This window comes from Microcoleus sp. S36b_A4 (assembly GCF_036700645.1).
In the GTDB taxonomy this organism is placed as follows: domain Bacteria; phylum Cyanobacteriota; class Cyanobacteriia; order Cyanobacteriales; family Microcoleaceae; genus Microcoleus.
Map to the genome: position 1 here is coordinate 78855 of NZ_JAUBPI010000006.1, position 26794 is coordinate 105648.

17 protein-coding genes are annotated in these 26794 nt (G+C 43.1%); 7 read left to right on the forward strand and 10 right to left on the reverse strand.

Features of this window, described 5'->3' with window-relative positions; translation table 11 throughout:
• Positions 1-53: 53 nt before the first annotated feature.
• The 3 genes from ndhI to nuoK all read left to right on the forward strand — a co-directional run bounded on the left by ndhI (position 54) and on the right by nuoK (position 1855).
• The gene (gene ndhI / locus QUA03_RS03575; RefSeq protein WP_333042046.1) at positions 54-629 is read left to right on the forward strand and encodes an NAD(P)H-quinone oxidoreductase subunit I; all 576 of its coding nucleotides are present in this window, start codon (positions 54-56) and stop codon (positions 627-629) included.
• Between the two features lie 217 nt (positions 630-846).
• Positions 847-1470: an NADH-quinone oxidoreductase subunit J gene (locus tag QUA03_RS03580; protein ID WP_333209716.1), complete on the forward strand. Its 624-nt coding sequence runs from the start codon at positions 847-849 to the stop codon at positions 1468-1470.
• A gap of 79 nt (positions 1471-1549) precedes the next feature.
• A complete protein-coding gene (gene nuoK, locus QUA03_RS03585; RefSeq protein ID WP_228042566.1) occupies positions 1550-1855 on the forward strand; it encodes an NADH-quinone oxidoreductase subunit NuoK in 306 nt (101 codons plus the stop codon).
• A 103-nt stretch (positions 1856-1958) separates the two neighbouring features.
• Here the strand turns inward: nuoK and folB are convergent, their stop codons facing one another.
• Both folB and QUA03_RS03595 read right to left on the reverse strand, forming a co-directional pair.
• Positions 1959-2315 (reverse strand): dihydroneopterin aldolase, encoded by a 357-nt coding sequence (gene folB, locus QUA03_RS03590; protein WP_190662829.1) that lies wholly within the window; start codon positions 2313-2315, stop codon positions 1959-1961.
• A 153-nt stretch (positions 2316-2468) separates the two neighbouring features.
• On the reverse strand, positions 2469-3836 hold the full coding sequence (locus QUA03_RS03595) for a serine/threonine-protein kinase (protein ID WP_333209720.1): 1368 nt from the start codon (positions 3834-3836) through the stop codon (positions 2469-2471).
• 980 nt (positions 3837-4816) lie between these two features.
• On the opposite strand from QUA03_RS03595, the gene QUA03_RS03600 reads away from it, so the two are divergent.
• Both QUA03_RS03600 and QUA03_RS03605 read left to right on the forward strand, forming a co-directional pair.
• Positions 4817-7711: an ATP-binding protein gene (locus QUA03_RS03600; protein ID WP_333209722.1), complete on the forward strand. Its 2895-nt coding sequence runs from the start codon at positions 4817-4819 to the stop codon at positions 7709-7711.
• Entirely contained in the window at positions 7708-9525 is a 1818-nt protein-coding gene (locus QUA03_RS03605; RefSeq protein ID WP_333209724.1) for an EAL domain-containing protein, read from the forward strand. The genes QUA03_RS03600 and QUA03_RS03605 overlap by 4 nt, the downstream gene beginning before the upstream one ends.
• Positions 9526-9547: 22 nt before the next feature.
• On the opposite strand, the gene QUA03_RS03610 is transcribed toward QUA03_RS03605, so the two are convergent.
• On the reverse strand, positions 9548-12760 hold the full coding sequence (locus QUA03_RS03610; protein ID WP_333209726.1) for a PAS domain-containing protein: 3213 nt from the start codon (positions 12758-12760) through the stop codon (positions 9548-9550).
• Between the two features lie 352 nt (positions 12761-13112).
• Between QUA03_RS03610 and QUA03_RS03615 the strand changes: the two genes are divergently transcribed.
• The gene (locus QUA03_RS03615) at positions 13113-14498 is read left to right on the forward strand and encodes a response regulator (protein WP_333209727.1); all 1386 of its coding nucleotides are present in this window, start codon (positions 13113-13115) and stop codon (positions 14496-14498) included.
• Positions 14499-15034: 536 nt separating this feature from the next.
• Here the strand turns inward: QUA03_RS03615 and QUA03_RS03620 are convergent.
• Positions 15035-16318 carry a glutamate-5-semialdehyde dehydrogenase gene (locus QUA03_RS03620; protein WP_333209729.1) on the reverse strand — a complete coding sequence of 428 codons (1284 nt, stop codon included), beginning with the start codon at positions 16316-16318 and terminating at the stop codon, positions 15035-15037.
• Positions 16319-16544: 226 nt separating this feature from the next.
• Between QUA03_RS03620 and QUA03_RS03625 the strand changes: the two genes are divergently transcribed.
• Positions 16545-18269: a zinc metalloprotease HtpX gene (locus tag QUA03_RS03625; RefSeq protein WP_333209730.1), complete on the forward strand. Its 1725-nt coding sequence runs from the start codon at positions 16545-16547 to the stop codon at positions 18267-18269.
• A gap of 327 nt (positions 18270-18596) precedes the next feature.
• On the opposite strand, the gene QUA03_RS03630 is transcribed toward QUA03_RS03625, so the two are convergent.
• From QUA03_RS03630 to QUA03_RS03655, 6 genes are all read right to left on the reverse strand, one after another.
• Complete coding sequence (locus QUA03_RS03630) at positions 18597-19670, reverse strand: class I SAM-dependent methyltransferase (protein WP_333209732.1); 1074 nt, start codon at positions 19668-19670, stop codon at positions 18597-18599.
• An 81-nt stretch (positions 19671-19751) separates the two neighbouring features.
• Positions 19752-20474, reverse strand: a complete 723-nt coding sequence (locus QUA03_RS03635) for a peptidylprolyl isomerase (protein ID WP_333209734.1) — start codon at positions 20472-20474, stop codon at positions 19752-19754.
• A 98-nt stretch (positions 20475-20572) separates the two neighbouring features.
• Positions 20573-21316 (reverse strand): hypothetical protein, encoded by a 744-nt coding sequence (locus QUA03_RS03640; protein WP_333209736.1) that lies wholly within the window; start codon positions 21314-21316, stop codon positions 20573-20575.
• 151 nt (positions 21317-21467) lie between these two features.
• Positions 21468-21989, reverse strand: coding sequence for a DUF4242 domain-containing protein (locus QUA03_RS03645; protein ID WP_333209738.1), 522 nt, complete (start codon positions 21987-21989; stop codon positions 21468-21470).
• Positions 21990-22220: 231 nt separating this feature from the next.
• On the reverse strand, positions 22221-23429 hold the full coding sequence (locus tag QUA03_RS03650) for a flavin monoamine oxidase family protein (protein ID WP_333209740.1): 1209 nt from the start codon (positions 23427-23429) through the stop codon (positions 22221-22223).
• Positions 23430-23630: 201 nt separating this feature from the next.
• On the reverse strand, positions 23631-26765 hold the full coding sequence (locus tag QUA03_RS03655; protein ID WP_333209742.1) for a BTAD domain-containing putative transcriptional regulator: 3135 nt from the start codon (positions 26763-26765) through the stop codon (positions 23631-23633).
• Between the last annotated feature and the right edge of the window lie 29 nt (positions 26766-26794).

A 26794-nucleotide genomic window follows, 5' to 3' on the forward strand; every position in this document is an offset into this window, starting at 1 on the left:
TACCTATTATTAATTATCAATTACCAAAAACTCAAGTACAGAGAGAGAACACCATGCTAAAATTCCTCAATCAAGTAGGCGAATACGCCAAAGAGACTCTTCAAGCTGCTAAGTATATCGGTCAAGGGCTATCTGTTACTTTTGACCACATGAGACGCCGGCCGATTACGGTGCAGTATCCTTACGAGAAACTAATTCCTTCGGAACGTTTCCGGGGTCGAATTCACTTTGAATTTGACAAGTGCATCTCCTGCGAAGTCTGCGTTCGGGTGTGTCCGATCAATTTGCCTGTAGTGGATTGGGAATTTAACAAAGAAACTAAGAAGAAGCAACTCAAGCACTACAGTATCGATTTCGGAGTGTGTATCTTCTGCGGCAACTGCGTAGAATATTGTCCGACTAATTGTTTGTCGATGACAGAAGAGTATGAGTTGGCCACCTACGAACGTCACGAATTGAATTTTGACAACGTGGCCCTCGGACGTTTACCCTACAAGGTTACAGACGATCCGATGGTGACACCGATGCGGGAATTCGCTTATTTGCCGAAAGGTGCGATCGACCCCCATGAAGTTTCCTACACCGATCGCCGCGCCGGTCTGCGTCCAGAGGAAATTATCGAAAAGTAAGGAAGTAGTCATTAGTTAGTATAGCCATCCTAAATCATTTGTGAATTTCTTACTCCCTCCCCTTGATAAGGGGAGGGCTGGGGTGGGGTCAAAAATTTACAACTCCTGCAAGGATTGCTATAGTCATCAGTCATTAGTGAAACAACCAATTATTAATGACTACTAACTAATGAGTAAAAACGAACAATAGAAAACTAATAATTGAGGATAAAAAATTGTGAATCTAGCTGAAGGGGTTCAAATTGTTTCATTTGGCATACTGTCGGTAATGATGATTGCAGGATCACTAGGAGTAGTGCTGTTCTCCAATATCGTTTACTCAGCATTTTTGTTGTGCGGCGTATTTACCAGCATTGCCGGTTTGTACCTGTTGCTGAATGCCGACTTTGTAGCAGCAGCGCAGGTATTGATTTATGTTGGTGCTGTTAACGTCTTGATTTTGTTTGCCATCATGCTAGTAAACAAGCGAGAAGACTTCCGCACAATTCCCAACGCTTGGGTGCGTCAAGTAGCAACTGCGCTGGTTTGTGCTGGTTTATTTGCGCTTTTGGGTACGATGGTGGTGTCTACTCCTTGGGCTATTGTCGCGACGACAGGATCACCGGCAGAAAGTTCGATCGTCACAATCGCTAAACATTTCTTCACCGACTTTTTGCTGCCTTTCGAGTTAGCATCAGTGTTTTTGTTGATGGCAATGGTAGGGGCAATTGTGTTGGCGCGCCGTGATTTTTTCCCGGATGAACTGTCAAAGAAGCTATCCGAAACACCTGCTTTGAGTTTGCCGGAAAGACCTCGCGAATTAGTTTCTGCCGGAGATGTGTCTTCGCCAGAATCTAAGTAATATTATGGTGCGCTAAGCGCACCATAGTGTTAGTTTTGTAGTAACTTTAGATTGAGACAAAATCGCAAAATTTATGCAACTGCAACTCCAGTATTTCCTGTTATTAGCCGCCGCTCTTTTCTGTATTGGTATTTACGGTTTGATTACCAGCAGAAATGCAGTGCGCGTGTTGATGTCGATCGAGTTGATGCTGAATGCTGTCAATCTCAATTTGATGGGTTTCTCCAATTATCTCGACCCTGTACAAATTAAGGGCCAAGTATTTACCGTGTTTGTAGTTACGGTAGCGGCGGCTGAGGCTGCCGTAGGTTTGGCAATTGTTTTGGCGATTTATCGCAACCGCAATACCGTAGACATGGAAGAATTTAACTTGCTGAAGTGGTAATTAGTCAGTTGGCAGTTGGCAGTTGGTAGTTGATTGTTGATGGTTGATTGTTGACAACTGACAACTGACAACTGACAACTGACAACTGCCAACTGACTAATAACTAATGACTTCTAGTAATTTCTAGAGTAATTCTGCCACCAAAATCAGGGATGGGTGCAGCAGGTTTCGAGAGTTGTAGTTTAACTTTTTCGACTAACGGTAGTTCTAAAAGCGCTTGAGCAATAGTATCTGCTAGGCGTTCGATTAATAAAAATTTCGACTCTTGGACTAGCTTTTGAATCAGAGTAATTGCGCTGCGGTAATCAAGAGTATGTTGAATATCATCACTTTTTCCAGCTTGCGATAAATCCAGCCATAGAGTAACATCCACTTCAAACCACTGCCCCAAAACTTGCTCTTCCGGCAGATAGCCCGTATATCCGTAACAGCGAATTCCTGTAAGTTGAATAGAATCCATTTTGCAATAAACTAAAAGTGCGTTGTCTATACCACTTTGTATTAAACCAGATAAAGTTCTTTTTATCTTCCGTCTCTTTTTTTGCCCTTTTCTTTCTCCCTCTGCGCTCTTTGCGCCCTCTGCGGTTCAATCACTCTTATTCTATCTTAGATTTTATAACTCTTCTCCTTTCTCCAACTTGTCCAGTAAATCCTCAGCAACTTCATACCATTTCCTCCTAATTTCAGCATCTTCTGGCTTTTCTGTCAAGCTGCGCCCTTGTAATTCTGGATATTTATTGTAATATAATTTATCCACTTTTTGATAGAATATATCTTGATTAATGTTGAGATTTTTGCGTCGTTTACCAATCTTTTCTTGACGAATTATTTCGGCTTCCTCTAAGGATGTATCGGAAGGTTGCTGGCGCGAAGAAAATTTAGGTAAATCCGGCAACTTTGGCAATGTGAAACCAGATTTGACTACACTAAAAGCTAAAATTCCGGGGACCAAAATCACACTTAAACTCCCTAGGGTTTTCCAAGGAATTAACTTGAATGTGGGGTTGTTATTAACAATTTGAGGATTTTGGTGAACAGGGGTATGATTGCTGGTAGCAGTTTGAGTGGTGTTTTTGAAAGGGCGGCCGACAAAGTTCATTGTCACCATTTGGGAAATTATACTGCCAATGTGAGATAGTTTTGGATCTTTCAGTGCTTCGCGGACTGCTTTTGCAGATTGGTAGCGATCGCCCGGTTGTTCTGCTAGCATCTTATCCAACACCGTAGCGAGATTTTGACTGACTGTGACGTGCGATCGCCAATCCCAAGTTTTATTATTGATATCGTACAATTTTTGAGGCTTTTTGCCGCTTAGCAGTACCAAAGCCGTGACGGCTAAAGCGTACAAATCGCTAGCAGCAGACACTTTCCCCAGTCGCATTTGTTCGGCTGGCGAATAACCCTGTTTGCCGATCGTCGTATCCGATTGTCCGTTAAACTGAAGTACGGCATTTGCTGCGATTTGCTTAACCGAACCGAAATCAATTAAAAATGGTAGTTTGTCAGCATCATGCTGAATGATATTATCCGGGGAAATATCGCGGTGAATTAAATTTTTCGAGTGGATGTATTCTAAAACTGGTAAAAGCTGAAATAGCAGTTGAGTAACTTCGGCTTCGCTAAAATTTTTACCTTGCTGCTGGCACGATATCAATAGTTCTTCGTAAGTTTGACCCTTGATATAATCTTGCACTAAAAATAAAGATGGATTCCCGCCCAAATCCGTTCGCAGGAGTTCTCGAAACCTTGGAATTTGCGGGTGTTGGAGGTGGTAAAGCATACTCGCTTCGCGATCGAACAATTCGGCCGCTTTCGGGCTGTGAACCACCGGAGAAAACTCTTTGAGCACGCAATGTTCGTTGTAGCGGTTGATATCTTCGGCGAGATAAGTGCGGCCGAAACCGCCTCGGCCCAATTCGCGGAGGATGCGGTAGCGTTTTTCGAGAGTCGAACCTGGGGTGAGGAGAGATGAGTTAGACATAAACCACGGCAAATTGTTGATTTGGGGAGTCGCCGAGCACAGTATAGCTTATTGTAGCTAAGTTTGTTTGAATGGGATAGAAGGAAGGGCGATCGCCCCAGCAATATCAATCCTCTACTCAATAGCTTTACCGATCATTTTATGATGTACACTCTCCCTCATCATTATCAAAAAAACGACTAAACTAAGCGCTATTTCTGGACTAGCTTTTAACTAGAATTGCTTCTCATCCTGATGCTGTCGTCAAATCGAGGTGAAGTCAACTGGCTGTGCATATTCTGCACAATTGTTTCCCAGTAGGTGATTCAGCTTTTGGGGAGATGTCTGATGTTTCTGCTCCCAATGACAACTTGAGTAATTTTACTGAATTCTGTCTGCTCTGGAAATAGCGATCGCCTCTAGGGGCAGTTATACAAAATATAAATGTCGGTCAATGCGTAAGTCCTAGAAGTAAGATACTGGGGAGCGGTCTTTTCTGAAAGTTAGAAACAATTCTATACATAAATTTGTAAAAAAATGTATTACATGGTTTTAAAGAATAGAATATTTACCAAAGGAAGGACTCTTCCGTAGAGAAGAGCATAGAAGAGTTATAAAACTAGAGTATTGTGTAGGAATTTTAATTAATGTAATGTAATAAAAATGACATGGATTAGCATCTTCGTTCAACTATAATACGTATTGCTAGGCCAAAGACAGCGTAATATTGATATTAACCAAGTACCTGGGCAAATTCTAAAAAAGCCTCAGCCAGTTAGTGGATGACTGCAACTCCCAAAGTTCCGTTAGGTCGGCTCTTGTTTCCAGCTTTTCTCCTAAATATTTTTGCGGGTGTAGGAATAAAGGGGTATGTCTCTTTACAGAATGGACAAATAGCTACTCAATAAATTGTCAAACTCCGCCATGAGGCTAGAATTCAGATTGAAAATTATCCTCATAGCCATTTAAAAATCAATCATTTATCCATTACTTATTAGATTATGAACAAACACCTACACCAGCGCCTCACAGAACCCATAAATTTAATTGCGTTGTTGTTGATTTTTGTATTTCCTTTTGCTCTGGTAGTTTATCAATTAATTGCTGAAATTGATAGCAAAATTGAATTTGCTCAAAAAGAAAAACTCGGTTTGGCTTATAACTATCCTTTGAAAAAATTGCTTGTCGCTGTTATTGAACAGCGCACGCAAGTTAATCAATATTTAAATGGGTATAAGTCTTTAGCACCTGCGATCGCCACGGCAACAGAAAAGATCGAAACGGCAATCCAAAACCTCAATGCAGTGGAAAAACAGCTATCGCCCCAATTTAAAACTAGCCCGCAATGGCTAACGATCAAAACTTCCATTAATGGCAACTGGCAGCGATTAAAAAAGCAAAATTTTAACTTATCTCCTACCCAAAGCTGGCAAGCACATACAACCCTTGTTAACGATATTCTCGATTTAATTACGTACATCGGAGATGTTTCTAATCTCATTCTCGATCCATCTTTAGACAGTTATTATTTAATGAATACCGTTGTCACGCAGCTACCATTAACAATAGAGAATACGGCTCAAGCTAAAGATATCGGTGCAAAGATCGCCGCTCAACACGCTAAACAAAAAATTGCCGACAGCGATCGAGCAAAACTTTTGATTATTCGGAGTTTAATTGCACCGCCTATAAAAGCAGTGGAAAGAGGCTTGCAAATTTCTGCTAATGCTAATCCGCAAATTCAGCGGCAGCTATCCACGAGTATGCGCGAAAATTTCAAGGATATCAAAATATTTATTGACTTACTCGACAAAGATATCATTAATGCCAACAGCATCAACTTACAGCCATTCGTATATATAGCTACAGCCGAAACTGCCCTCGAGTCCCAATTAAAACTTTACGATACAGCTTTTCCACTTTTAGATCGTTTATTGGAACAGCGACTGAATCAGTTAATGGGTAGAAAATATCAAATCATCGGGTTTGCACTGCTAGTATTAGCGGTAGTGACTTACATTTTTATGGCTTTTGTCAGCAACCGCAAAAAGCGGCAGCAATTTGAAAAAAAATTGCAAGCTGCTGAAGCCAAATATCGCAGCATTTTTAACAATTCAATTAACGGAATTTTCCAAATTACGCCAGCCGACGAATATCTTAGCGCTAATCCAGCCTTGGCTGAAATTTATGGTTACAATTCTCCTGGCGAATTCATTAGCAAATTAACCAATATTAACCAACAACTTTATATAGATCCCAACCGCCGAGAAGAATTCGTAAAAATTATAGGCGATCGCGGCAGTGTTGCCGATTTTGAATCTCAAGTTTATCGCCGCGACGGTAGTATTATTTGGATTTCAGAAAATGCTCGCGCTATGTGTGATGAAAATGGCAATATTCTCTACTACGAAGGTACAGTAGAAGACATTACCGAATACAAACGTGCCGAACAAGAAATTTATGCAGCTAAAGAAGCCGCCGAAAATGCCAACCGCGCCAAAAGCGAGTTTCTGGCTAACATGAGTCACGAACTGCGAACCCCACTCAACGGGATCTTAGGCTATGCCCAAATCCTCAAGCGTTCTGTAAAACTAGGAGAACACGAACAAAATAGCATTGAAATTATCTACCAGTGCGGTTCTCACCTGCTAACTTTGATTAACGATATTCTCGATTTGTCTAAAATAGAAGCTCAGAAAATGGAACTCTACCCTACAGAATTTCATTTTCCCGCTTTTCTACAGGCAGTTGCCGAAATTTGTCGCATTCGCGCCGAACAAAAAAGTCTCAAATTTAGCTACCAACCCGATCCCGATTTACCCATTGCCATTCACGCCGACGAAAAACGCTTGCGACAAGCATTAATTAACCTTATTGGTAACGCCATCAAATTTACCAAAATAGGAGACATAAGTTTTAGTGTCAGTTTAATTGAAAAAAATATTAATTTTTCCCATCAAACTTGCTGTAAAATTCGCTTCAGTGTCAAAGATACAGGAGTAGGAATTAAACCAGAAGAAATTGCCAAAATATTTTTACCTTTTGAACAAGTTGGATCTAGAAAAAATCAAGCAGAAGGAACGGGATTAGGACTGGCAATCACTCAAAAAATTATTCAATTAATGGGTAGTACCATTCAAGTCACCAGTCAATTACAAATGGGCAGTATTTTTGGGTTTGATTTAGAGCTATTAGAAGCCACAGAATGGGTTAATACAAGTTCTCAAACTGACAAAGGTAAAATTATTGGATTTAAAGGAAATTCCCAAAAACTTCTTGTGATTGACGATCGTTGGGAAAATCGATCGGTCATTGTTAATTTACTGACTCCTCTAGGATTTGAAGTAATAGAAGCGACTAACGGTAAACAAGGATTGAACATAGCAACTCATGCTAAACCAGATTTAGTGATTACAGATTTAGTTATGCCAGAAATGGATGGATTTCAATTGATGGAATACTGGAAAACAAGCTTAGAATTAAAAGATATTAAAATAATTGTTTCTTCGGCAAGTGTTTTTGAAACAGACCAAAATCAAAGCTTACAAGCTGGAGCAGTTGATTTTTTAGCCAAACCAGTTCAAGCTGAAGAACTTTTAGAAAAGTTAGAACTTCATTTACAAATAGAGTGGATTTATGAAGCTGCATCATTGATGCCTTCACGAAGGAAACCCAATTACGATAAAATTGTTCCTCCTCCTCCAGAAGCATTAGATAAACTGTTTAATTTGGCTTTGCGAGGTAATTTGAAAGAGATTATAAAACAGACAGAAACTCTTGAAAAAACCGATCTAAAATATATGTCATTTGCGTCAAAATTGCGGCAGTTAGCTAAAGAGTTTCAAGAGAAAAAAATCTTGGAAATGCTCACTGAATACAAGGAAATAAATTTATGAAAAATTCAATGTCTTACTCAAATACAATTTTGGTAGTGGATGATGTCCCTGCTAATTTAGGAATCTTAGCAGATTTCCTCAGTGAAGCTAGTTTTGAGGTTTTAGTAGCTCAAGATGGAGAAAGTGCGATTCAAAAAATAAATTATGTGATTCCCGACCTAATTTTATTAGATATAATGATGCCCGGAATAGACGGATTTGAAACTTATAAACGCTTGAAAGAAAACCCTTTATGGAGTCAAATTCCTGTAATTTTTATTACAGCTCTTTCTGAAACAGATAATGTTGTCAAAGGTTTATCTTTAGGAGCCGTAGATTATATTATTAAACCTTTTCAAAAAGAAGAGGTTTTAGCGAGAATTAAAACACATTTAGATTTGCGGCATTTAACTACAACTATTGAAGTTAAAAATCAGCATTTATTGCAAGAAATTGCGGAACACGCCAAGGCTCGTGCAGACTTAAAACAGCTAAATCAAGAATTGGAAATACGAGTCAAAGAACGAACAGCAGAACTGTCTCAAACGCTGCAACACTTGTACAGAAGTCAAGCTCAATTGGAGCATAATGCCTTCCATGACTCCTTAACAGGTTTGCCAAATCGAGACTGGTTGATTAAGAAGTTGCATGCGTTAATTGCAGCAAATACAAGTTATTCTGTTTTGTTTGTTGACTTAGATCGGTTTAAAATTATAAATGATAGCCTAGGACATTTAGCAGGAGACGAGCTACTAAAGTGCGTAGCCAAGCGGATGCAAGGGTGTTTAAAACCTTGCCAAATATCAACGCGAATGGGTGGGGATGAATTTGTTATTTTACTAGAAACAGAAACCGGAACTTTAGTCGCTCAAAAATTATTAGAACAGTTTAAGTTACCCTTTAATTTTAATCAATATGAAGCTATCGTAGAAGCGAGTATTGGTATAACTTCTAGTGCAATAAATTATCAACACCCGATGGATATCCTTAGAGATGTGGATATTGCGATGTATCGAGCCAAAAAGCAGGGAAGTGGTAACTATCAGGTTTTCGATCCGCAGATGCAAGCGGATGCGATCGCACGCCTCGAACTGGAGCAAGACTTGCGAAAAGCGATCTCTCAACAAGAATTTTGCTTGTACTATCAACCTATTGTTTCCCTCATTACTGGAGAAATTAAAGGTTTTGAAGCTTTAATCCGCTGGAATCATCCCAAAGGCATGATTTCACCCGATCAATTTATCCCTGTTGCTGAAGAAACAGGATTAATTAATCCTTTAGGTTGGTGGATTTTACGGGAAGCTTGCAGCCAGTTAAGACGTTGGCAAGAGGAATTGCCTGACCTGCCTTTGAAAATGAACGTTAACTTTTCTCCCATTCAATTCCAGCAAGTTAATTTATTTGAACAAATTGCAGAAATATTACAACAAACTGGTATAAATAAAAACACTTTAAATATAGAAATTACTGAAAGTTGTCTATTAAAAACAACAAATTTAAACTTTGAATTTTTAAAAGCTATGGGTGTTGGTATATGTATCGATGATTTTTGTACTGGCTACTCTTCATTAAGTTTACTCAAAGAGCTGCCAATTGATACTTTAAAAATCGATCGTTCTTTTTTGCAAAACCTGGCTCTAAATCCCAACGATACAAGTTTAATTCAAACAATTATATTATTAGGTAAAAATTTAAATATGGAAATTGTTGCTGAAGGATTGGAAACTCAACAACAAATAGAAATTATTCGAGAACTAGGATGTATTTTCGGACAAGGTTACTTTTTTTCTCGCCCCTTAGATAGTCATAACGCCACGCGGTTTCTAGGCTTATAATTGAAATAATATCGCGTTATTTTCAATCATCAATTTTATTTTTGTTATCGGCTTTGTAATCGTTGATAAATAACCGTAATTGTTTTTCCTGAAAGCTTGCAGCCAATTCACCTACCCGTTCGGCAAAGGGAATATATTTTGCATCCAATTTTTTTAACTGTTCAATTTGTTTAGTCACTGCTTTTAAATTACCTCTCATAACCAAATCGTATAAAATGACCAGTTCTTCATCTGGGGGAGGTACTAACGAAGAAGCTGAATCTAATTGTACGGATTGATTGACATTTTGATTGAGGTGAGGTAATTCTTGATATACCCAAGATATCCCTAAATGCTTTTGTAGCAATGCAAATAACTCAGCCGCCTGTAGGGGTTTGGGTAAAAAAGCATTTGCGCCCATATCTAAACTCTTATGCTGGTCAGCTTCAAACACGCTAGCTGAAGAAACGATAATCACTAAATCTTTAAACTTAGGTTGAGACCGGAGACGGCTTACTAACTCGAAACCATCCATTTCTGGCATGACTAAATCAGTAATAATGGCATTGAATTGGCTACGATCGACTTGTTTTAAAGCTTCTTTGGCATTAGCAGCTTCTAGCACTTCAAAGCCAAGGGGTGCTAACAAATTAACTAGCACCAAGCGATTTTCCCACTTATCGTCAACTGCGAGAATTTTCAATTTAGTTCCCTGATAGCCAGCGATCGCAGTTTGTAGCTGAATTGCCGATTCCCATTTACTAGCAGAAGGTAAATCTAAATCAAACCAAAATTGGCTGCCAGCATTTAACTGACTGTTAACTCGAATACTGCCACCCATCAGTTCAATAATTTTTAAGCTAATTGCCAATCCCAAACCTGTCCCTTCTGACATCTTATTGGTATTACCTACCTGTTCAAAAGGTTTAAAAATTTTCTGCATTTGCTGTTCGCCGATCCCAACTCCAGTATCTTCAATTTGAAAGCGGATAGTGTTGATGGCGTTTAATTCCTTTGGGTTAGGTTCTAAGGCTACTGATTTTATCAGTTGAACTTTGAAAGTAACGCCCCCTCGATCGGTAAATTTTACAGCATTACCTAAGAGATTAATTAAAATCTGCCTTAAGCGTTTTTCATCCCCTTGCACGTTGGTGGGTAAGGAAGAGTCAAATTGACAAATAAAACTGATGGCTTTTTGTTCCGCTCTGAGGCGAAAGATTTGGCTGACATCTTCTAAAAATGTCCAAAAATCAAATTGCGTCGGGTAAAGTTCTATTCTCCTAGCTTCGATTTTAGAAAAGTCGAGGATGTCGTTAATTAAAGTGAGCAAATGAGAGCCACACTGATGAATAATTTTCAGACCGCTCAGATCTTGAGAGTCTAAATTTCTTGAACGCATGAGGATTTGAGCGTAGCCCAATATACCGTTGAGTGGCGTGCGAAGTTCGTGGCTCATGTTTGCCAAAAATTCGCTTTTGGCTTTGTTCGCAGCGTCGGCAGCTTCCTTGGCTATTTGCAATTCTATTTCCGTTTGTTTGCGATCGGTAAGATCGGTGTGAGAGCCGACTAAACGTAGGGGTTGACCTTCCGCATCTCGCTCGACAACCCGACCTCGCGATAGTATCCACCTGTAGCTACCGTTTTTGTGCCGCATCTGAAATTCCCAACTATAAGGTTCGTTAGTTCCACTTTTTAAATAGTCTTCTAAAGAGTCTAATATCGGCTGTAAATTATCGGGGTGAACCAGTGCTTCCCAAGAGCTAAATAGGTTAATAATTTCGTTGTCTTGATAGCCTAACATGGCTTTCCATTGGGGTGAAAAATAGATGGTGTTTGTTTGGATTCGCCAGTCCCAGATGCCTTCATTAACGCTTTCTAGAGTTAATTGATACCTTTCTTCGCTTTGCCGGAGTGTCTCTTGTATCTGTTGGCGATCGCCCATTTGTTGCTCTAATGCTTGAGTTCTTTCTGCGACTTTTTGTTCTAAGGAGTGCGAATAATCTTCTAATTGTGCGTAGGACTGCTTGAGTTGCTGGCTCATTAAATTGAAAGAAGTCGCTAAAGCGCTGATTTCTTTAACGGAGGAAGCCGTTACTTTTTGCTCGAAGTCGCCGCCAGCGATCGCGCTTGTGGCTTTACCCAAGCGCCGAATCGGTCGGGCTATCCATTCAGAAGTCACAATTCCCAAAACAGTTGCCAAAAATAGTGCCAAAAGACATAGTAAAATCGTCGTATGTCTACTCCTGTTAATTTGTTCCATAAAATCATTTTCTGGAACCGCAATTACAATTAACCAATCAATACCTTTACCATCTTCAAAAGGAACAACTTGTACGAATTCTTTTTGTCCGTTCACTAAAAACTCTAACTGCTGAGAAGTTTTAATTTCATTGAGATTGTTAAATCGCTCTGTTAAATATTTTGCAGTAGCTTTGGTTAAAATATCTTTGCTGTCAGTGGCTGGAAATCTTTGCCTATTTCGGTATGGTTTTTCTGATGTGGAAGTTGCCACTAGCATTCCGCTTCGCTCGATAATAAAAGTTTGTCCTGTTTTTCCAACTTTTAGAGTTTGCAAAAAATTCCCAATTAGGGATAAACGTACAGTTGTAAATAAGACGCCAAGAACTTTTCCGTTTTTGTCAAAAACTGGTTGACTTCTCGCCATTAGAGGTGTATGAATAACGTCGCCAAAATAAATTGGACTCCAGGTAGGTTTGCCAGCTTTTAAGCTCTGTTTGTAAACTTTCATTTTTCGCGGATCGAAATTATTCAAAACTTTGAGTAATTTCTGTCTTTCCCCTTGACTGCCTACCGAATAAATATATACCTGATTTGTATTTGTTGGCAATTGTGCATGAATTTCTAGCTTTCCTTCATCCTTAGTCTGAATAGCTACACCTTGACCTTTTTCATTTACTATTAATATGCCATTTACGCTATTAAATCGATTCTTTTGTTGCCAAATATGACGCTCCCACACTCTCATATCTTCCATGCTCAATAGGCCCAACCTAACAGCATCAGCATTAATTTGATTAACTAAATCGGGAGCAGCAAGATAGGTATGTAAATTCTGCTCAATTCTCGTGGCAATTTCACGGCGCAACTGTGCCGCTACATCATTCACAGCTTTCTGTCCGTTTTGTAACGAAAAATATCCGGTTAACCCTACGGCTGTAAAGATTTGTAAAATAAAAGGAACAATTAAGACATGGCGTAGCGGCATTTTTCGGAATTTAGAAACATTTGTACACATAACTTTTTAGTAGGAATAATGTATTTGTCTATACTATAGAGCCATAGAATATTCACTAGACGTAGGACTCTTCTGTAGATAAAGGGATAGGAAAGCAATAAGACTATAGTGCGTTACAAAAACTTTACGTTAAAATAAAAAAGATTACATTGGTTAGCATCCTCGTTGAACTATAATATGATGATACACCAATGGGAGAAGGTTAATTTTTTCCCGACCCCTAGATAGTCAGAACGTCATGCAGCTTATAATTGAAAAATCATGCTGCCGATTGGCTCTGCAAACTGGCAGATTAGATAGTCAGGACGCCACGCGGCCTATAATTAAACACCAAGGAGAAGGCTAAACCTTTATGAATAATTTATCTTTCTCAAAAAACACCCTCTTAATTGTAGATGATAATCCTACAAACTTAGGTGTTATATTTAACGTTTTAGATGAAGCAGGATTAGAAGTTTTAGTAGCTCAAGATGGAGAAAGTGCGCTGCAAAAAATAGAATATGTCACTCCAGATTTAATTTTATTAGATATAATGATGCCGGGAATTGACGGATTTGAAACGTGTTCTCGACTGAAAAGTAACCCGTCAACTTCAGGAATCCCGATCATTTTTATGACGGCTCTTGGCAACACCGATCAAAAAGTCAAAGGTTTGAGTCTTGGGGCTGTAGATTATATCACTAAACCCTTTCAAAAAGAAGAAGTATTAGCTCGAATTCAAGTTCATTTAGAGTTGCGAAATTTGACCAAAGATCTGGCAAGCAAAAATCAATTGCTCCAAGAAAAAATTGAAGAAAAAACTACTTTAGAAAAAACTTTACAACAATTGAATCAAGAATTAGAAAAACGAGTTGAAGACCGAACCTCTGAACTAAAACAAGCTCTACAGACTATACAACAAGCTCAACTCCAATTAATCCAAAGCGAAAAAATGTCTACCCTCGGTCAATTAGTGGCTGGAGTGGCTCATGAAATTAATAATCCAGTAGGCTTTATCAAGGGAAACCTGACTCATGCTGAAACTTATATTCAAGATTTATTAGAAATTGTTCATCTTTATCAGCAACAGTTTCCCTCTCCAGGTGCAGCGATTGCAACTCGTGCCGAAGAAGTGGATTTAGAGTATCTCATACAAGACTTACCCGAGCTTATTTCATCCATGAAAGTGGGCGTAGAACGGATTCGTCAAATTAGTGTATCTTTAAGAACTTTTTCCCGCGCTGATAGTACATCAAAAGTAGAAGCTAACCTGCATGAAGGGATTGACAGTGCATTACTAATTCTACAACATCGATTAAAAGCAAATGATCTACGTCCGAAAATAGAAGTTGTTAAAGGATATGAAAATTTACCTCTAGTACCGTGCTACCCCGGACAGATCAATCAGGTATTTATTAACATTATTGCTAATGCCATTGATGCTTTAGAAGATTCTCTTCAGAAGCAAAAATTGGAAGAAATTAAAGTAAATCCAAGGCAAATTATGATTGACACTGAAGTTGACCGCCATCGAAATATCGCCATTATTCACATTAAAGATAACGGTTTGGGAATGCCGGAAGAGGTACGCACTAAAGTATTTGATTATCTATTTACAACCAAGCCAGCAGAAAAAGGTACGGGATTGGGTTTATCAATTAGTCATCAGATTGTTGTAGAAAAACATTGTGGTCAACTGAGTTGCTTTTCAGAACAGGGTGTTGGGACAGAGTTCATTATTGAAATTCCTTTAGCCTAAAGGGAGAGCCTAGGAATTAACGAATTTATTGGAGACTCAACCGACAGAGCAGGGAACGTCTCTACTCGGTCAATGAGACCCTTCATTTAGACACGGTATATAGCGGTTCAAAGCAGGATTTATCAACGCCCTTGGAGAAATGATGATTTTCATCCCCGCAGTTCCCCCAGCCAATCAATAAAAATTAAGAGAAGCCGCTAGGACTTATATCAATTCCGGTTGCACCGTCAGGTGATTGTTGACTGTTAACTGTTGACTGTAGAAGGAGGGGTCGAAAAACTGAATGGTTGAGTGTTAACTGTTGACTCGATTTTATTATTCCGATGCAACCGGAAACGATATTACGCATGACAAAATGTTTATATTTTGTATAACTGCCCCTAAAGGCGATCGCTATTTCCAGAGCCGACAGAATTAAGTAAAATTACTCAAGTTGTCATTGGGAGCAGAAACATTAGACATCTCCCCAAAAGCTGAATCACCTACTGGGAGACAATTGTGCAGAATATACACAGCCAGTTGACTTAACCTCGATTTTACAAATCCCGATGAGTAAACTCCTTCGCATCCTTCCCTACATAACTCGCGGCAATATGGCCATCTCCAACAACTCGATACTTATAGGTAATCAACCCTTCTAAACCAACAGGCCCGCGAGGTGGCATTTGCTGCGTACTAATCCCCACTTCTGCACCGAAGCCGTAGCGGAAACCGTCGGCAAATCGAGTCGAACAATTGTGATAAACTCCGGCCGCATCTACTCCATTTAAAAATGTTTCGGCGGTTTCGCTGTCTTCGGTAACAATGACATCGGTGTGTCTGGAACCGTATGTATTGATATGGTTAATTGCCTCTTCCACAGAATCTACTATTTTGATTGACAAAATTAAATCGCTGTATTCTGTAGACCAATCTGTTTCTGCTGCTTCGGCAATATTTTTAAGGATAGCGCGAGTTTTTTCGTCTCCCCGCAGTTCGACTTTTTTCTGCTGCAAAGCTTCGGCAACAGTGGGCAGGAATTTGGGGGCGATCGCACTGTGAACTAACAAGGTTTCAATGGCATTGCAGGCGGCTGGATACTGAGTTTTTGCATCGACAGAAATCTCTACTGCTTTCTGAATATCCGCCGCTGTGTCTGCGTACAAATGACAAATTCCGTCGGCGTGTCCTAACACGGGAATCCGCGTGTTTGCCTGCACGAACCGCACGAAGGAATTAGAACCTCTGGGAATAATTAAATCTACATATTCATCCATTTTCAGCAGTTCGATTGTTTCTTCCCGCGTGGTAAGCAATTGCACGACTTCTGGATTAACCGCAGTTTCTGCTAATGCTTGATGTATCACTTTTGTCAATATTTCGCAGGAACGGACTGCTTCTTTGCCGCCTTTGAGAATGACGCCGTTTCCTGATTTGATTGCCAAGGATACTATCTGAATTAACGCCTCTGGGCGCGCTTCAAAAATAATGCCTAAAACGCCCAAAGGACAGGTGATGCGCTTCAGAATTAATCCTCTATCCAATTCACGGTGAATTTGCACGACACCGATAGGATCTGGGAGTTTCGCAACGTCGCGCACGCCTGCGATCGCACTTTTCAACTTGCTCTCATCCAACTTTAGGCGATCGTACAGCGGTTTCGCAATTCCATCCGCCTCAGCCGCCTTGCCGTCAGCCGCGTTCGCCGCCACAATATCCGGCGCAGCAGCTTCTAAAGCTTTCGCAATAGCCTCAATAGCTTGATTTTTGGCATCAGCGGACAAAACTGCCAACTTTCTAGCAGATACGCGCGTTTTTTGGGCAATTTCAATAATAGACATGGCAGTAACTTTTAAATAGTTTTGATTGTTGGGTTTTGAATTTTGAGTTGTGAATTGAATCCGCACAAATAAATTTCGCGCCGGTTTTCAGTCTTAACAATTCTAGAGGAAATTCTATATTTTTGTTGAGACCCCTGACAGCAATCCGCATTAACAGGTTAAAACAGTGAAGTATAGATAAAATCCCACGGTCATTTCCATTTGTCAATAACCTTTGGAGATTATTATGTCATCTCATGCCCCTTTACGCAAGGCAGGGCGAGCCGCCAAAGCCGGCGTTAAACTGATACAGAAAACTGGCGGAAATCTCGTTTTAGCTTCAGGCGTCACCATCAGCCTGCTGTTTGGTATGGTGCTAGCGCTATCTTTAGCATCAGTTTTAATTCTCAACAGTCCCGATCCAGTTACCGGATTGGCGATCGCACTTCCCATAACTCTGATTTTTAACATCGCTGCTTTTTTCCTATCGCCTTACTTGATGGACTTAAGCCAAAATTGGCTCTACAATACTCGCTGGGTTTCCCTAGCAGAAATTGAAAGCCTAAGTCCCGAAACAGCTAAAGTTATTCAGAAGGTTTGCAAGCAGAAAAAACTCTCTTCTCCGCGTTTAGGAATTATCGACGACCAAAACCCTACTGCTTTTACTTATGGTTCCTTTCCAAACAGCGCTCGCTTAGTGGTCAGTCAAGGTCTTTTTACCTATTTAGACGACGAGGAAATTGCCACTGTTTACGCCCACGAACTCGGTCACATCGTCCACTGGGACTTTGCAGTAATGACTTTAGCTTCGACTTTGGTGCAGATTACTTATTTAATTTACACTACAGCTCACAGGATGGGTCGAAGTGGTGGCGACAAAGCTAAAGATGCGGCGGGTACTGTAGCTGCTGTTGCTTATTTGTTTTACATCGCTGGCACTTATTTATTGCTGTATTTGTCGCGGACACGAGAATATTTTGCCGACCATTTTGCCGCCGAAACTACTGGCAACCCCAATGCTTTGTCTCGCGCTTTGGTAAAAATTGCTTACGGTATTTTGGAAGAAGGACAAAGGGCAAAAGAACCCAGCATTTTGTTAGAAGGAACTCGCGCTTTAGGCATTTACGATGCCAAAGCTGCCACATCTACTGGGACTGCTTACAGGATTTCTTCGCAACCAGAAAAGATTGGGCGAGTGTTTTTGTGGGATATGTTTAATCCGTGGGGTTGGTGGATGGAGTTGAACTCGACTCACCCGCTGACTGGTAAACGAGTTCGCGCTTTGAGCACTTATGCCGAACAATTAGGCTTGGATGTTGAGTTTGACATGGGCCGAATTGTCGGCGAAGGCAACGATTTGAGCAAGCGGAGATTGTACGGCAATTTTGTGTTCGATTTGCTGCTGTACAGTGCAGAAACTATGGGCTTAGCGGTGGGTTTTGCGATCGGCATTTCCCTGTATGCTGTAAACCCGATGATGATGGTTGCTTGTCCTTTAATCGGTTTGGGTACGGGAATTTTGCTCAAGACTCTGGTGATGTTCCCGAATTACCAACAAGCAGAACATTTGGATGTTTTGACCTTAATGTCTGACCCTTACGCAAGCCCTTTACGCGGTCAGCCGGCGCAACTACAAGGCGAATTAATTGGTCGCGGCGATGCGGGTTATGCCTTCGGTTCTGATTTGAAATTACAAGACAGAACGGGAATGATTTATCTGCGCTATGCTTCTCGTTTTGGGCCAATTGGTAATTTCCTGTTTGGCATGAAACGGGTTGAAAGTTTGATTGGAATGGATGTTAGCGCATTGGGTTGGTTCCGCCGGGGTGTTGCACCTTGGATGGATTTGATTCAGCTTGAAAGCGATAGCGGTACCACGGTTAAGAGTTATCACCGCTTCTGGTCTTTTGTGATGGGTACCGGTGCGATCGCGATCGGTATTGCCTCCCTCTTTATATCATTTCCTGCTTAAAAGTTGAAACGAATAAAGTCCTTACTACCAACAGGTTCATAGTAAAGACTTTATTCGCCTTAAGTCAGGGTTAAGGAGAACAGCATTCGTGCGAACATAAGCAGTTGAGAGATTAACCTCTTCCTGATTAGAATCCCTGAGTGTTAAACTAGGGGCTTAACTGATGACTGAGGATTGTTAGGTGGTTTAGCTGATTTGAATTCCGGTGTGGAGGACAATTGTTTCAAATCGATGAAGACCGAAAATTGGCTGGTATTCAACAACCCCGAATTAGGCTGTTTTTTCTTCTGCAATTGTTGACCGATCGCACAAAGTTTGCACATTATTTTAGCTCTTTTTGAGGATATAATAGTCGTTCTGGAAATCATGGGCTAGTTGCCTGATTTCAACGCTGCTAAACCCAGCTTCACTCAACATTTGCAGCGCTTTTTCTTGACCCCACATCGCTCCCAATCCCATGCCGCCGTAGGCTAAAGAAACAGTCATGCAGTGCATACAAGAAATGGTGTAGAGTAAAGGCGCAATGGGATGCTCTAGATTACCGCCGACATCCGTTGTGGCGCGGATATCTTGCATCAAATAAACACCATCGGGACGCAGAGCTTTGTAGATGTTTTGGAGTACAATATCGGGTCTGGCTTGATCGTGAATTGCATCAAATGTGGTGATCCAATGGTAGCGATCGCACTCATCCAATGTCGCAGCATCCTTCACCTCAAACTGGATATTATTCAAGTTCCGCAATTGCGCTTCGGTGTTGGCAGTGGCGATGGCTTCTCCCGAAAAATCATAGCCTGTGAATCGGCTATTCGGAAAGGCGACCGCCAGCTTATTGAGTGCTCGCCCGCTGCCACAGCCGACATCTAACACCTCAATACCCTGTTGCAACGCTTCGGTGAGTCCGGGAATTAGCGGCAGAATGTGGTCAAATAGAGCAGATACCGTGGTTTGACCGCTATCTTCTGCCATCACGGCATGAAAACGTTTGAACTCAGAGTAGGGTACACCGCCGCCTTTGTAGAAACAATCAATAATCCGGTCTTCCACCGATGCCAACACCGGAATGAATTGAGCAAAAGGAGCAATGTTGTTAGAAGCCGCAGCCCGTGTCAGGAATGCTGCATATTCTGTCGGCAAAGTGTAGGTTTTGTCGATCGAATTATAATCCACTAAGCGACCCGTTACCATTGCACCGAGCCATTCCCTCACGTAGCGTTCGTTCAATCCGGCAGCATCGGCAATTTGTTGACTGGTAGAGGGCGGCAATTCTGCCATTGTGTCAAACAGTTCGGTGCGATGCCCGATCGAAATCATGACGGCCAGGCCTCCGCTGTTGAGAATATCCAGCATCCGTTCTGCGAATGCTTCTGCTTTGGTTTGATCGAATGTTTGTGTCATCATAATTTAATGGTGATGGTATTCAAAAGTTTCTATTTGGAAAATTGGATGTTGCCAGGGGTACGATCGTCAGATTCCTGCCCGTCAATTCAACATTTCACCTATCTGTTCTTGCACCCAAATTTCAAACAATTCGCGCAGCAAACGCTGACGCATCGCTAAATCAAACTGAGCCGGAATTAATGTTTCTAATCTGACGATCGCCAGCCATCCTTCTACAGGGATAGGATGCCAAAGCTGACCGGTCCGGCTTATCGCCAACAGATGCGCCAAATTCGGGTGGATTGTGCCGAGTTCCGCCGGGCCAACGATTCCATTGACTTGAGCTTCTGGGCCTTGGGAATACTCGCGCGCCAGTTCGGCAAAGGATTGCTCTTTTTCTTGAATCCGAAAATACAGTTCGCGCGCAATTTCTGCGTCTTTAACCCGAATCAAAGAATAGATGGCTCGATCTAGCGATCGCTTGCGTTGCAGAAAATAGGACTCTAGTTTGTGATGCCAAGTTTGGTGTTTAAATTTCTCAATTTTGAGCAGCCTTGGAATGAAAACAGTCTCTAAAAATTCCCGACTCATCCCGTGCTTTTTTAGCCAAAACTGCTGTGTGGTTTCGTCGATCAGTTGATTTTGTTCGTAGAACTGCTGGCTGGCATTCACGATTTCTTCAGCGGTGCAATCGATGGGAGCGATCGCTTCATCAATGATGCTCTCGCGGTATAATTGGGGCAGCATTTGGTAGCTGGCAAGTCGAGGAACTATCTCCTCCCCAGAGATGGTGCGATTGCGGATTTGTAATAAAACTGCGGTCATAGCTGTCTGGCTTCAATTAAAGCCATTTGAACGAACAAGTGATAGGGTAAGGTGCACAGTGTACACCCTACAGATAGAGTTTTTACATCCAGGACTTTCTAGTTGGGAATCGGAGTCAAGGTAACAGAGTAATTAGTGTTACCTGTGAATTGAGAGGCTTGGAGATAGTAGTTAGTTGCAGGAGCCAAGTTTTGGACAAATCCTTCGGAAATAGTGCCTCGCTTAACCACACTTCCAATTACCTCACCTGCATCGACGGCGCGATTGTTGTTTTTGTCTTGAATCAATCGGAGATCGGCATCAGCGCTGAGATTATTGAGACCAAAGTGATAAAATCCCTGGGTATTGACAGCGAGATGAATAGTATCGGTGGTGTCGGTGTTACCCACAGAACCTTGATGAGTTCTTGGTTGGTCGTTGGAAAAGACGGCACCGAAATCATCTTCTACGGCGAGGACTTTGCTGGCTGTTCCGATCGCGTCAGCCGATACTCTCAAATTGTAGGGAGTATCGTTGAACGCACGGTTCCGATTGATTTGCACCACGTAATTGCCTGCATCAACGTCAGCAACTGCTGAGGACAAGTTGATTACTTCATCCAAACGCAATCGATCGGAAATAGCAATTTGCTTATCGTTACCATCAACTAAGCCATTGCCATTGAAATCGCGAAATAGTTGAACATTCAGATCGTCGGTCATACCAACCAGCCCAAGGTTGATATTTTTATCGCTATCCAGACGGAAACTGTAGGTGTCTTTGCTGTTGAGATTACTGATAGTGCGGCGCGGAACTACTACGGCACTATTAGATGGCAAGGTACCAAGGTCAAATTCAGCCATTTTATTTCTTTTTAAAGTGTAAAGGGATTAGTTAATTTGCTGGTTGTTTGCTTAACTTGATATCAATCTAACGAGGCGATCGTTCCGAAACCGTTCCGAAAGCGTTCTCGAAGCGTTCCCAAAGCATCCAAGCCCGATCGTCCGCGCGAATTCAAGGTTTGAGAACTTCGGCACACCAAACGCAATCGAAGGGAATTCCAGCTTTACCGTGGGCTTCTCGAATCACTTCCGCATCGGGCGCGTTCAGTTCACACACCACGCGAGTTTTATCCAGCAACGCATAGGAACGCACCCATTCAATACCCCGTTCCTGATAACACGCTAAAATTAATCGCTGGGCTTCCTTCCACTCTTCATCGGTAAAGCCATTCGGATAACTTCCCTCCCACACCTTGAGGATGGGTTCGTTCCATACAGGTGGCACACCTTCAGGTTCAATAACTTGGGCTGTCCAAACCTTGCTAAATCCCACATCGGCTTGGCGATAAGCTTGTCGCACAGACTCTGCATCGGGTGCCTCAAAGGTGCAAATCATGCGATCGCGATCGGCTGATAGTAAAGAGTAGTGCCACTTGGCATTTCTTGCCCCAAGACAATCCAAAACTCGCGTATCAGCTAACATTTCTGCGGTGATGGGTTGATCGGCAACGGTTTCAACTTTGATAAGAGACATAATTACTTCCTCTTAATTAGTAATGACTGTTGACTGTTAACTAATGACTCATGACTAATTGTAGCGATTGAGGATTTTCCACACTCTCACCCCAATTTTTTCACCGCCTCGCAGTTGACAAAGTGAGCGAGTTGTCACCCCCCCAGCATAAACGTGGGCAAAGTCTGCTCTACGCTCGCATTCTCAGCCAATCTGTAAATGATAGTGCGATCGCACAAAAATATCAGAAAATTAAGTTCTTGCCTGATGGATCTCTTTAGCAGTCCTCAATCCAGATGCTAATGCGCCCTGCATCCATCCCCTCGTAGTAGAAGTGTGTTCTCCAGCAAAATAGACTTTACCTTCCGACTTTCCAAGTTCATCAAACAACCTTTTTTCTTGGTCTTCAGTCGGGTATGCCCAACCTGACCTCGACCAAGGGTCTTTAGCCCAAGAATAACTGGTCATCTTGCCCTGATAAGCACTTACACCAGGGAGAATCTTTTCCCATCGCTGTAGTAATTGAGGCAATTGTTGTTCCGGGGCGAGGGCATCCATAGCAAGGGCATTTTCCCCTTTCAGATAAGCTTCCAAAATACCTGTTTTTCCAGGAAAATCCCAACTGGGTTGCCACAGTTCTTCAGGACGATCCTCAAACAACCCCCAACCGTTCAACCCTTCTTTTTCCCAGAATCTTTCGGAGAATTCAACAAACATTCGTGTCGCTGCGCGATAGTTATAACCCCCAGCGATAGCAAGCTGTTTTTGAGGTGATAGTGGAGGCTGAAAATTGATCTGTCCCAAGACTGGCAAGGGAACAGTACATACTACGCAGTCTCCAGTGTATTGCTGTCCTGATTGGCACAAGACTTGAACCCCTGAAGAAGTTTGTTCAATACGAGTAACCGCAGATCCTAGATGAATTTTATCAACTAGAGCGGTAGCAAATGCTTGTGGTAATCGATCTGAACCTTGAGCAATTTTAACAACTTTTGATATGTCTCCGCCCGGTATAACTTTAGCTAAATCATCCGCAGAAATCAGAAGACGTTGCCCTTTATTCACAGCAATGTAAAGCCCATCTGGTGGTAAAAAACGCTTGAGAGGCAAACCAAAATGTTGAGCATAGCCAAGTGTTAAATTGTGATTAGACGGAATTCTTGCTGCTCCCGCTTCTACAAAATGATTTTCACTAAAATTGCCTCGCAATGTCAAAACTCTCCCTCCTACTCGCTCACGGGCTTCTAAAACCGTTACTGTATGACCTGCTGCTGCTAACTCGTAAGCGGCAACCAAACCAGACAACCCCGCTCCGACAACGATCACTTTCTGAGAGGATAGTCCTTTCTCTAATGCTCCTGGAGTTCGGGAGTTTTGGGCTTTAACTTGAGCATGGGCTATTACCGCACCAAACGTTACAGCGCTACTTAATAGAAATTGACGGCGATTCATTTTAAACATAACGGTCTACCAAATAATTACAGTAATACTAAAGGTTTGGCATAATTTAACAAAAAAGGGGAATATGAAGCAATTATCAAACAAGCGGAAAAGTTTAAAAAATTAGAAGAGCGATATGAAGTAAAGTAAAGTTCCCTGTGAGGAACACCATCCCTAATTGCAGTTCGCTACAACTAATGACTAATGACTAATAACTAATGACTAAATCTGTTCGATCGCCCGATCGACAGCAGTGCGGGCACGGAAACTCAGCGCAGGACGATCGATGCGATCGCGCAGCGATTCAAACCAGGCAGTTGCCCGTTCTCGATCGCCCAAACCTAAAGCACCCTCAATCAAAATCGCCCAAGCCAGAGCAATCTCGCTGGGATGATCGACCGTCTGAGCAGCTTGTAAGGCAGCTTCGGCGCGGGCTGTTGCCAAAAGAGGTCGATCGCACTCTAAATCCACTTGAGCCGCCCCAATCAGCACATAAGACAGCATCCGTTTGGCATCCACCTGTTGTAAAGTCGCGATCGCCTGCTCCAAAGCAGCATCGGCTCCAATTTGCTGAAGCTGATAGTTTGCTAAAGCTAAAAGTGCCTGGGCGATCGCACCTTCACTGCCTTCGCCTTTGATTTTGGCTCCGACGATCGCCATTTCCTGACAATAAGGCAAGGCCGCCGCCGGATCGCCCGCTTCCAGTTCCGTCATCGCCAAATAGCTGAGGTTATAACACTCGCACCAGCGATCCTGCTGGGCCTGGGCCAATCGCCACGCCTGTTGCAACAGAGTTCGCGCTTCCGCATAGTTCCCGTGATGGCGGTGTACGGCACCCAACCCTTGGGGAATTCCGATGTTTGTAGCGCCAACTCTCCCCGCCAGAGACTGTGCCTCCAGCAACAAAGCTTCTGCCCGCGTCATTTCCCGTCCAATTTCAGCCAAGCAAGACCCGCTATATACCAGCAATCGCACGGCAGTAACTGGACTGGATGCCCGACTTACCTCTGCTGCCCGCAGCGAGTGTTGGTGGACGTTAGCGAAGTTGCTGCGATCGAAATGTAGGATCACCAATGCCTCAAGTCCCGTGGCTTCTGCTTCTTCTAAACCGAGAGCATTTGCTTCATCGATTAAGCGGTGCACCTCCCTGTCGAGTTGAGAAACTCGATCGCCAGTAACGCCTGCGATCGCGCTAACCCGCAGCAATTTTAAATGCAATTGAATGCGAGTGCGATCGTCAACTCCTTGACACTGCTCAATCCCAAGCTGAGCCAATTCTGATGCTTCCGCGTAGGCAAACAATTTCAAGCAACGTTCGGCGGCACAGAAGGCGCTAGACGCGGCTAATTCTCGATCGCCCCCGATAGCGGCGTGACGGGCAATATCGCCAGCCCAAGCGCCTTCTGGTGTGGAGAGTTGATGCAACTTATGAGCAATTTGCAAATGTATCAAATGGCGGCGCGGTTGTGACAACTGCCGATAGACAGCCTGACGCACAATATCGTGAGCAAAGTCATAGCCGATTTCGTCACCGAGAGAGGCGCTGGGACGGATAATGGTTTGTTGTTCGAGCTGTTCGATCGCCATCAGCAATTTCGGCAGCGGATAGTCTGCCACATGAGCCACCGCTGTCGGTTTGAAGCTCCGCCCCAATGCAGCGGCCCAAGGCAAAAATTCGCGAGCCACGTCATCCAATTGGTGGAGGCGATCGCGGATCAAAGCCTCTAAATTATCAGCATGAGTAGACCGATCCTGGGACAACGCGCGGGCAACTTCCAGCGCAAACAGGGGATTCCCCCCACTATCGATAAATACGCGATCGACCACTTCTGGAGATAGCTCTAACGGATTAACCGCTTGCTGTCTGCGAATCAATTCAGCCGTTTGTTGTCGATCGAAAGGATGCAATTCCAGCGTTAGCAGCCGTCGCTCTCGTCTGAGTGCCTGCACCACCCGCGAGATGCCCGTATTCTCCTCTAGTTCCCTGGAACGCCCGGTGCAGGCGAATAAAATCGGCTTATGACTCAGCAAGCGGATGGCGTAATGTAGCAATGCCGATGAGGCTTCATCGATCCACTGAATGTCATCTAGAATGACGATTAACGCAGCCTCGCTGGCAGATTGAGCCAGCAATTGTACCACCGCATCAAACAGATGACTGCGTTCGCGCAAGCGTGCCGGAGGCATATCGGGCGGAGCTTTCCCAGGTTGAGCGAGCTCTGGGAGCAAGAAACCTAGCTCTGGCGGAATGTTGCCTGTTGAGGGCATCGCGATCGATCGCAAAGCATCAATCCAGATACCGTAGGGTCGCACCATCTCAGCGGCAAATCCGCGTCCCCACAGCACTTGAACCGCCTGTGCCGTGGCTCGCAGCTCTTCGAGCAAGCGAGTTTTGCCGATTCCGGGTTCGCCCGCGAGCAAGAGCACTGGCGATGCCTCAGCGGTGGCGTTCGCGCTGCAGTTCGCAAGCAGTATCGGCTTTGCCCACTGCTGAATCGATGCCCATTCGCGATCGCGTCCCACTAAAGGCGACAAAGCCAAAGGTGAGGGAAACAAATTCGTTTGGGGCGGCCCGGCAGAGTGAGACGAGGGTTGAATGTCGGGCGCTTCGTCTTCCAGCAACAGTTGCTCGTAGAGCTTGCGAGTGATCGCACTAGGGTCAACTCCTAGTTCCTCGCGCAGCAAAGTCATGCAGCGGTGGTAGACTTGGAGTGCATTGGCGCGATCGCCGTTCAAATGGTGCGATCGCATCAAAGCTGCGTAGCTGGTTTCGTGCAACGGATCGATCTCCAGTAAGCGCTGGGCACAGCGGATTGCAGCCCGATAATCACCCTGAGCTTCCGACAGGCGAGTCAGAGATTCGAGAGCATGGAGCAATTTCTGTCGCAGGTGTTCGCGTTCTGGAAAAATCCACTCATCCTCACAACTCGGCAGCAAATCACCGCCGTAAAGCGCGATCGCTTGCTTCCAGGCTGTTCTGGCACCGTTAACATCTGCGGCTCGTTCCGCTGCTTCTGCTGCGGCGAATGCCCGTTCAAACTCAGCCACATCCAGCACGAAAGACGCATGGGGATTCCATTGCAGGGTTTTGGCATCTGCCAGCAGGTAGCGATCGGCATCGGGGAGTCCGTGACGCAGGTGATGCAACTCCCGGCGCAAGTTGGTGCGAGCTTGGGCCTCGGTGGAATCGGCCCAGAATTGAAAGGCAAGCCGCTGACGGGTTTGCGGGATATCGCGATGCAGTACCAGGTAAGCCAACAAAGCTTGCGGGCGCTCTGTGGTGACACCGACAACGGGCTTGTCTGCACAGGAAAGGCAGAATCCGCCTAGTAGTTTGATATCTAAGGTAGAAAGCATATAGCTAGATATTATTTGTGATTTTAATC

What these genes read in the sequence shown, in the direction of transcription:
- ndhI (WP_333042046.1), top strand. Translation starts at nt 54, where the DNA reads ATGCTAAAATTCCTCAATCAAGTAGGCGAATACGCCAAAGAGACTCTT.
- QUA03_RS03640 (WP_333209736.1), bottom strand. Translation starts at nt 21,316, where the DNA reads ATGGCTGAATTTGACCTTGGTACCTTGCCATCTAATAGTGCCGTAGTA.
- QUA03_RS03610 (WP_333209726.1), bottom strand. Translation starts at nt 12,760, where the DNA reads ATGTGTACAAATGTTTCTAAATTCCGAAAAATGCCGCTACGCCATGTC.
- QUA03_RS03645 (WP_333209738.1), bottom strand. Translation starts at nt 21,989, where the DNA reads ATGTCTCTTATCAAAGTTGAAACCGTTGCCGATCAACCCATCACCGCA.
- QUA03_RS03600 (WP_333209722.1), top strand. Translation starts at nt 4,817, where the DNA reads ATGAACAAACACCTACACCAGCGCCTCACAGAACCCATAAATTTAATT.
- folB (WP_190662829.1), bottom strand. Translation starts at nt 2,315, where the DNA reads ATGGATTCTATTCAACTTACAGGAATTCGCTGTTACGGATATACGGGC.
- QUA03_RS03630 (WP_333209732.1), bottom strand. Translation starts at nt 19,670, where the DNA reads ATGATGACACAAACATTCGATCAAACCAAAGCAGAAGCATTCGCAGAA.
- QUA03_RS03595 (WP_333209720.1), bottom strand. Translation starts at nt 3,836, where the DNA reads ATGTCTAACTCATCTCTCCTCACCCCAGGTTCGACTCTCGAAAAACGC.
- QUA03_RS03635 (WP_333209734.1), bottom strand. Translation starts at nt 20,474, where the DNA reads ATGACCGCAGTTTTATTACAAATCCGCAATCGCACCATCTCTGGGGAG.
- QUA03_RS03605 (WP_333209724.1), top strand. Translation starts at nt 7,708, where the DNA reads ATGAAAAATTCAATGTCTTACTCAAATACAATTTTGGTAGTGGATGAT.
- QUA03_RS03615 (WP_333209727.1), top strand. Translation starts at nt 13,113, where the DNA reads ATGAATAATTTATCTTTCTCAAAAAACACCCTCTTAATTGTAGATGAT.
- QUA03_RS03625 (WP_333209730.1), top strand. Translation starts at nt 16,545, where the DNA reads ATGTCATCTCATGCCCCTTTACGCAAGGCAGGGCGAGCCGCCAAAGCC.
- QUA03_RS03655 (WP_333209742.1), bottom strand. Translation starts at nt 26,765, where the DNA reads ATGCTTTCTACCTTAGATATCAAACTACTAGGCGGATTCTGCCTTTCC.
- QUA03_RS03650 (WP_333209740.1), bottom strand. Translation starts at nt 23,429, where the DNA reads ATGTTTAAAATGAATCGCCGTCAATTTCTATTAAGTAGCGCTGTAACG.
- QUA03_RS03620 (WP_333209729.1), bottom strand. Translation starts at nt 16,318, where the DNA reads ATGTCTATTATTGAAATTGCCCAAAAAACGCGCGTATCTGCTAGAAAG.